Source organism: Jidongwangia harbinensis (genome assembly GCF_020216025.1).
Classification (GTDB): Bacteria; Actinomycetota; Actinomycetes; order Mycobacteriales; family Micromonosporaceae; genus Actinoplanes; species Actinoplanes harbinensis.
Genome location: NZ_JAIWNC010000065.1, coordinates 22,526 through 29,171, shown reverse-complemented (window position 1 = coordinate 29,171; position 6,646 = coordinate 22,526). Strand labels below are relative to the sequence as shown.

At 72.0% G+C, this 6,646-nt stretch carries 7 protein-coding genes; 5 read left to right on the top strand and 2 right to left on the bottom strand.

Annotated elements, in window-relative coordinates; translation table 11 throughout:
• Positions 1 to 167: 167 nt before the first annotated feature.
• Positions 168 to 1,214, bottom strand: a complete 1,047-nt coding sequence (locus tag LDL48_RS41810; RefSeq protein WP_225260752.1) for a DUF4349 domain-containing protein — start codon at positions 1,212 to 1,214, stop codon at positions 168 to 170.
• A 110-nt stretch (positions 1,215 to 1,324) separates the two neighbouring features.
• On the opposite strand from LDL48_RS41810, the gene LDL48_RS41805 reads away from it, so the two are divergent.
• The 4 genes from LDL48_RS41805 to LDL48_RS41790 are packed head-to-tail and all read left to right on the top strand — an operon-like array spanning position 1,325 to position 4,693.
• Complete coding sequence (locus LDL48_RS41805) at positions 1,325 to 1,963, top strand: MBL fold metallo-hydrolase (RefSeq protein ID WP_225260751.1); 639 nt, start codon at positions 1,325 to 1,327, stop codon at positions 1,961 to 1,963.
• 1 nt (position 1,964) lies between these two features.
• The gene (locus tag LDL48_RS41800) at positions 1,965 to 2,906 is read left to right on the top strand and encodes a hypothetical protein (protein WP_225260750.1); all 942 of its coding nucleotides are present in this window, start codon (positions 1,965 to 1,967) and stop codon (positions 2,904 to 2,906) included.
• Between the two features lie 43 nt (positions 2,907 to 2,949).
• Positions 2,950 to 3,687: an SCO6745 family protein gene (locus LDL48_RS41795; RefSeq protein ID WP_225260749.1), complete on the top strand. Its 738-nt coding sequence runs from the start codon at positions 2,950 to 2,952 to the stop codon at positions 3,685 to 3,687.
• A 40-nt stretch (positions 3,688 to 3,727) separates the two neighbouring features.
• Positions 3,728 to 4,693 carry a GNAT family N-acetyltransferase gene (locus LDL48_RS41790; RefSeq protein WP_225260748.1) on the top strand — a complete coding sequence of 322 codons (966 nt, stop codon included), beginning with the start codon at positions 3,728 to 3,730 and terminating at the stop codon, positions 4,691 to 4,693.
• On the opposite strand, the gene LDL48_RS41785 is transcribed toward LDL48_RS41790, so the two are convergent.
• On the bottom strand, positions 4,690 to 5,151 hold the full coding sequence (locus LDL48_RS41785) for a gamma-glutamylcyclotransferase (RefSeq protein ID WP_225260746.1): 462 nt from the start codon (positions 5,149 to 5,151) through the stop codon (positions 4,690 to 4,692). The two genes, LDL48_RS41790 and LDL48_RS41785, sit on opposite strands and share 4 nt — an antisense overlap.
• 92 nt (positions 5,152 to 5,243) lie before the next feature.
• Here LDL48_RS41785 and LDL48_RS41780 point away from each other — a divergent pair, with 92 nt between their 5' ends.
• On the top strand, positions 5,244 to 6,644 hold the full coding sequence (locus tag LDL48_RS41780; RefSeq protein ID WP_225260745.1) for an NAD(P)H-quinone dehydrogenase: 1,401 nt from the start codon (positions 5,244 to 5,246) through the stop codon (positions 6,642 to 6,644).
• Positions 6,645 to 6,646 lie beyond the last annotated feature (2 nt).

Genomic DNA, 6,646 nt, shown 5'->3' with positions numbered 1-6,646 from the left:
CATGCACACTAATCACCAGACAGCCCTTGGTGTGGATCTTCTTCCCTAGACAAGAAGATGATCAATCAAGGGCTGTCCTCATGATCAACCAGGGTCGATGCAACCCCGCCACACGTTAAAACTCAAGTTAGGTCCGGTGCCTCCGGCCGTCAGCCGGCCCGCGATCCCTAGGCGCCCCGGGGCGGCCCGGTCGGGCCACTGGGCGACGACCCGGGCTGTTCACCAGGCGGTGTGCCCGGCCCGGCTTCGGACTCCGCCCGCGAACCAGCGGGCCCGCCCGGTTGCCGCGATCCTGGCAACGGTCCCTGCCGCGTACCCGATGGGTAGGCCTCGGCCAGCGCCGGCGCGGCCAACCGTCGCCGCCCGAGCCGGCGCACCGCCCAGATCACGCCCCAGACGGGCAGGCCGAGCGCGATCAGCCAGGGCAGTACCGCCCCCAACACGGTCACCAGCACCGCGAGCGACGCCAGCAGCGCGGTCCAACCGCCCTGCAGGCCGGCCAGGAAGCCGGGCGGTCCCTCGTCGCCCTCGGCGGTTGCCGCGTCGGGGTCGAGGAGCACCACGGTGATGGTGGACAGCGCGGTGAGGTCGGCCAGGCGGCGCTTCTTGGCCTGCAGGGAGGCCAGGTCGGACTCCCGGGTGGCCACCTCCTTCTCCAGCATGACCAGGTCGTCGAGGGACTTCGCCTGGGCCAGCAGCCGGCGGCCGCTGTCCAGCCGGGCCTGTTGTACGGCGATCCGCGCGTCGAGGTCCACCACCTGTTCGGTGACGTCTTCGGTGTTGATGCCGCGGAGTTCCTCGGTGCCCAGTTTGGACAGCTGCTCGACCACCGGGGCGAATTTGGCCGCGGGGACCCGCAACTCCAGCGTGGCGTTGTCGGCGCCGTCGCCGCTGTGCCGGTTGTCCGCGCCGACGAAGCCCCCGGCGGCGGTGGCTATGCCGGTGGCCTGGGCGGCGGCCGTGGTCACGTTCTTCACCCGTACCGTGATGGAGCCGGTGTAGACGATCGACCGCTGGTCGACGCTGAGGTTGGGTGCCTTGGCCGGCTGGTTCCGTTGCTGTTCGGCGGCCGGCGCTTCGGCCGGTGCCGGTCCGGCCATGCCGGGCGCGCCGGCGGACGAGGCCGAATTGTCCTGTGATCCGGCGCCGCCGCATCCCGAGAGGGCGACACCGGCTATCAATACTGTGCCGAGAAGTAGTCGTGTGTTACGCATGGCTTCCTCCGAACCCCGTGAGCCTGTGCGACCTGGGACGTGCGGCACACGTCCGTCGGTTCCGGCAGACTGCGGGATGAGGAGTCACGATTTGGCTGCGGAGGGGTCCCGTGCGCGTCACGAAGTACACGCATTCCTGCCTGCGGGTCGAGGGCGACGGCGCGGTGCTGGTCGTCGACCCGGGCGCGTTCAGCGAACGTTCGGCCCTGGACGGCGCGGATGCCGTGCTGATCACCCACGAGCATGCCGACCATCTGGACGTCGGCGCGCTCACCGAGGCGGTGCAGCGGCGGCCGGAGCTGCGGATCTTCGTGCACCCGCAGGTGCGGCCGATGCTGGACGCGATCGGCGAGGCGGTCACGGCGGTGGACGCGGGTGCGGCGTTCGTGGCCGCGGGCTTTCCGGTGCGGGCGTACGGCGGGCAGCACGCGCTGATCCACCCGGACATCCCGCGGGTGGCGAACCTGGGCTACCTGATCGGGGACGGCGACCGCACGGTGTACCACCCGGGTGACTCGTTCTTCGTGCCGGAGGACGCCGGCGTGGACACGCTGTTCGTACCGTTGCACGCGCCCTGGGCGAAGCTGATGGAGTCCATCGACTTCGTCCGGGCGGTGCGACCTCGACGGGCGTACGCGCTGCACGACGCGCTGCTCAACGAGACCGGCGCGAAGATCTGCGACGGCCATCTGCAGAACCTGTCCGGCACCGAGTACGCGCACGTGGCGCCCGGCACCACGATCGACTGACGTGTCCACCGCCATCGACGACCTGATCCGGGGCCTGTACGAGGCGCCGCCGGACGGCTTCGTCGCGGCCCGGTCCGCGGCGATCGCCGACGCCAAGCGGGCCGGTGACGCGGTCACCGCGAAGCGCCTGGCCGCCCTGCGCAAACCGACCGTGGCGGCCTGGCTGGTGAACCTGCTGGCGCTGCGCCGCCCGGAACTGATCGACGAACTGGTCGAGCTGGCCACGGCGATGCGCGCGGCGCAGCGCAGCCTGCAGGGCGACGAGCTGCGGGAGCTGACCACGCAGCGGCGCCAGGTGGTGTCCGCGCTGGTGGCGGCGGCCCGCAAGCTGGCGGTGGCGGAGGACCCGTCGCTGACCTCGGGCAAGCTGCCGCTGGCCGAGGTGGAGGCCACGCTGACCGCGGCGATGGCCGAGCCGGAGATCGCCGAACAGGTGCAGACCGGGCGGCTGATCCGGGCCGCGACGTATGCCGGTTTCGGCGAGGTGCCCCGCCCGCGGCTGCGGCTGATCACCGCGGAGGACGACGAACCGGCGGCCGGCGACGAGGCCGACGAGGAGGCGGCGGAGGAGGACGACGAGGAATCCGCGGAGCCGGTCCGGCTCAGCGCGCGGGAACGGGCCGCGGCGGAGCGGCGCCGGCGGGAACGGGCCCAGCGGGTACGCGAACTCCGGCGCGAGCTGGCCCAGGCGCAGGCGGCGGAGAGCCGGGCGGACGCCCAGCTGGAGCGGGCCGAGGGCGCGGAACGTGACGCAGGTCATCTCGTCGAGGATCTGGACGCGGAGCTGGCCGAGCTGGAACGCCGCCGGGCCGAGGCGCAGGCCGACGTGGCCCGGCGCAAGCTGGCGCGACGCACCGCCGAACGGGAGACGGCCGCGGCGCGGCGGCGGGTCGGCGACGTCCAGGCGGCCCTGGAAGATCTCGAGGCCGAGGACCTGGAGTGACCACCATTTTCCAGAACCGGTCAGGCAGAGCAGAATCGGGCGCGTGACTCCGGAACAGGCAGCCGCGAATGCCAAGCCGGGACTGGCTCAGGTGGTGGGTGCCTTCGCCGAATCCCCGCAGACGCTGCGCCGCGCCCGTCTGCTCGGCCTGTCCGGGTGGGCGTACCACGTGTCGGCCCGCGCGGGCGCGCTCGGCGACGTCCGGCCCGAGACGGTCGCGGCGGCGATCGGCTTCATCGCGCCGGAGGCGGTCACCGACGGCTGGGAGGCGGCGGCGAAGACCACCGAGCCGATGGAGGTGGCCACCTGGCACCTGCACGAGCTGTGCCGCTGGGGCGACGACCACATCGGCGACTTCCCCCGGGTGGGACGCCTGCTGGACCTGGCCAAGCGGGTGGTGACGGCGGTGGACGCGGCCGGGCTGCCGCTGTTCGCGGCGTGGCGGTCGATGCCGGTGCCGGACCACACCCCGGGCGCGCTGGCCGCGGTGATGCTGCACCTGCTGCACGAGCACCGGATGGGCGTGCACGTGGTGGCGGTGCGGGCGTCCGGGCTGACCCCGCTGCAGGCCATCATCGCCGGGCCGGAGGGCGAGACCGGCGCGGTGGCGTTCGGCTGGCAGCCGCCGTACCCGCCGGCCGGGCCGCTCACCCGGCGGCTGATGTGGGCCGAGTCGGTGGCGAACGCGCTGGCCGGGCAGGCGTACGGGCATCTGGACCGCGCCGAGCGGGTGGAGCTGATCGGGTTGCTGGAGTCGCTCAACCACCGGCTGGTCGGGTAAATCGGTTTCGCCGCCGGTCCGGGTGTGGTCCGATGCGCCTGTGAGCGAGCTTCCCGAGGGCTGGTCGACGCGCCGCCCGACCCTGGACGACGTGCCGGAGATCCTCAAGCTGGTGCACGCCAGCGACATCGCCTCGGTCGGCGAGCCGGACTTCACGGCCGAGGAGGTGCGGGAGATGCTCACCGCGCCGAACACCGACATGGCCACGGACTGCTGGGTCGCCCTGGACGCGGACGGCGCGATCGTCGGCTGGGCGTACCCGTACAACGCGACCGGCGACGCCCGCGACTTCATCGAGGTGTACGCCTGGCCGGACCGCGGAGTGCCGGCCCTGCGCCCGCTGCTGGCGCTGATTCTGCGGCGGGCCGCCGAGCGGGCCGTGACGTTCGGGCACGACCGGTACACGGTGCGGGCCGGGGCCATCCCGACCGAACAGCCGTGGATCGACACGCTCACCGAGGCCGGGTTCACGTTCCTCAAGCGGCACGCGCGGATGATCCTGCCGCTGGCCGACGTCTCGCCGACGCCACCGGAGCCGCCCGCCGGGATCACCATCCGCACGGTCAACCCGGACGACGAGGCCGAGATGCGCCGGTTCCACGCCACCATCGAGGAGGCGTTCCGGGACAGCGACCACCGGGCCACGACGTACGAGACCTGGCGGGAGCAGCTGGCCGGGGAGAGCAGCATCGCGTACGACGAGTGGTTCATCGGCGAGGTCGACGGTCAGTGGGCCGGGGTGCTGCAGTCCAGCGACGTGGGTGCGGAGGACAACGCCGGCTGGATCAAGGCGCTCGCCACGCTCCGGCCGTACCGCCGGCGCGGGGTGGGCGGCGCACTGCTGCGCCAGGCGTTCGCGGTGTACGCCGCCAAGGGCCGCAAGGAAGGCGGCCTCGGCGTGGACCTGGCGAACCCGACGGAGGCGGCCCGGCTGTACCGCTCGGTGGGGATGTACCCGCTGTACGAGGCGAACATCTATCAACGGACGGTAGCGGCGGCCCGTTAGATCTCCGGCGTGGACGTGCGCGTCGGCCGCGCCCGCAACTCCGCAACGTAGTCGTCGGGGGCGCCCGCCTTCTCCGCCGCGTTGGCGATCTCGGAGAGGTACCACGCGGTGGGCAGGCCGCCCTCGTACCCGTCGAAGACGTACACCCAGGCGCTGAACTCGCCCTCCAGCGTCACCACCCGCACGGTGAGCTTCTGGTACGCGCCCGCGGTCACGCCCTCCACCTCGTCGAGCTGGGCGGCGTCCCAGGGGTGGACGTCGTAGACCGACACGAAGACGCGGTCGCCGGGCGACTCCACGATCGTGGTGACCGCGCCCTCCCAGCCCATGTCGCCCTCGCCGGCGAAGGTCAGGCGCCAGCCTTCTATCCACCCCACCCCGACCATCGGTGAGTGCGGACAGTAGGCCCGCATACGGGCCGGATCCAGGTTAGAGCCATACGCGGCGTAATGACGCACGGCGATGACGATAGCCGGATGACCGCGTAGGGGAGAATACGAGGGGTGCGTGTCGGCACACTTGATACTGGTTTCGTGAAGGTAGGGGCGCAGTGAGTCGGATCGTGATCATCGGCGGGGGACCCGGCGGGTACGAGGCGGCCCTGGTGGCGGCGCAACTCGATGCGGAGGTCACCCTCGTCGAGGCCGACGGTGCCGGCGGGGCCTGTGTGCTCTCCGACTGCGTGCCGTCGAAGACGTTCATCGCCAGTTCCGAGGTGGTGACCGGATACCGCCACAACGAGCAGTTCGGCATCCGGTCGGCCGGTCTGGAGGCGGTGCAGATCGATGCGGCCGCCGTGCACACCCGGGTGAAGCGGCTGGCACTGGCCCAGTCCGGCGACATCCAGGCCAAGCTGGTCAAGGCCGGCGTGGACGTGGTGACCGGCCGGGCCCGGATGGGCGAGGACACGCTGGGCCACACCCACCAGGTACTGATCACGCCGGTGGGTGGCGAGACGTACGCGGTGGACGCCGCGACGGTGCTGATCGCCACCGGGGCGACGCCGCGGGTGCTGTCCAGCGCGGTGCCGGACGGCGAGCGGATCCTGGACTGGCGCCAGGTGTACGACCTGCCGGCACTCCCCGACCACCTGATCGTCATCGGCTCCGGCGTGACCGGCGCCGAGTTCGCCAGCGCCTACCTGGCCATGGGCGTCCAGGTGACGCTGGTGTCCAGCCGCGAGCGGGTGATGCCGCACGAGGACGCGGACGCCGCCATGGCGATCGAACGGGTGTTCCGCGACCGCGGCATGACGATCCTGAACCAGTCCCGGGCCGCCTCGGTCGCGAACACCGGCGACGGCGTGCTGGTCACGCTCGCCGACGGCCGCACGGTCGAGGGCTCACACGCGCTGATGGCGGTCGGTGCCGTACCGAACACCGCCGACCTGGGCCTGCGCGAGTACGGCGTGCAGGTCGCCGACGGCGGGTACGTCACGGTGGACCGGGTGTCCCGTACCAACGTGCCGGGCATCTACGCGGCCGGCGACTGCACCGGGGTGCTGCCGCTGGCCAGCGTGGCCGCCATGCAGGGCCGGATCGCGATCTGGCACGCGATGGGTGAGGCGGTGGCGCCGCTGCGGCTGCGTACCGTGTCGGCGAACGTCTTCACCGACCCGGAACTCGCCACGGTCGGCGTCTCGCAGAACGACGTGGACGCCGGCAAGATCCCGGCCCGGCAGGTGATGCTGCCGCTGACCGGCAACGCGCGGGCCAAGATGGCCGGGCTGCGCGACGGCTTCGTGAAGTTGTTCTGCCGCCCGGCGACCGGGCAGATCGTCGGCGGCGTGGTGGTGGCACCCAAGGCCAGCGAGCTGATCCTGCCGATCACCATGGCGATCGAGAACAACCTCACCGTGGACCAGCTGGCCCACACCATCACCATCTATCCGTCGCTGTCCGGTTCCATCGCCGAGGCCGCCCGCCAGCTGATGCAGCACGAACTCCAGTAACG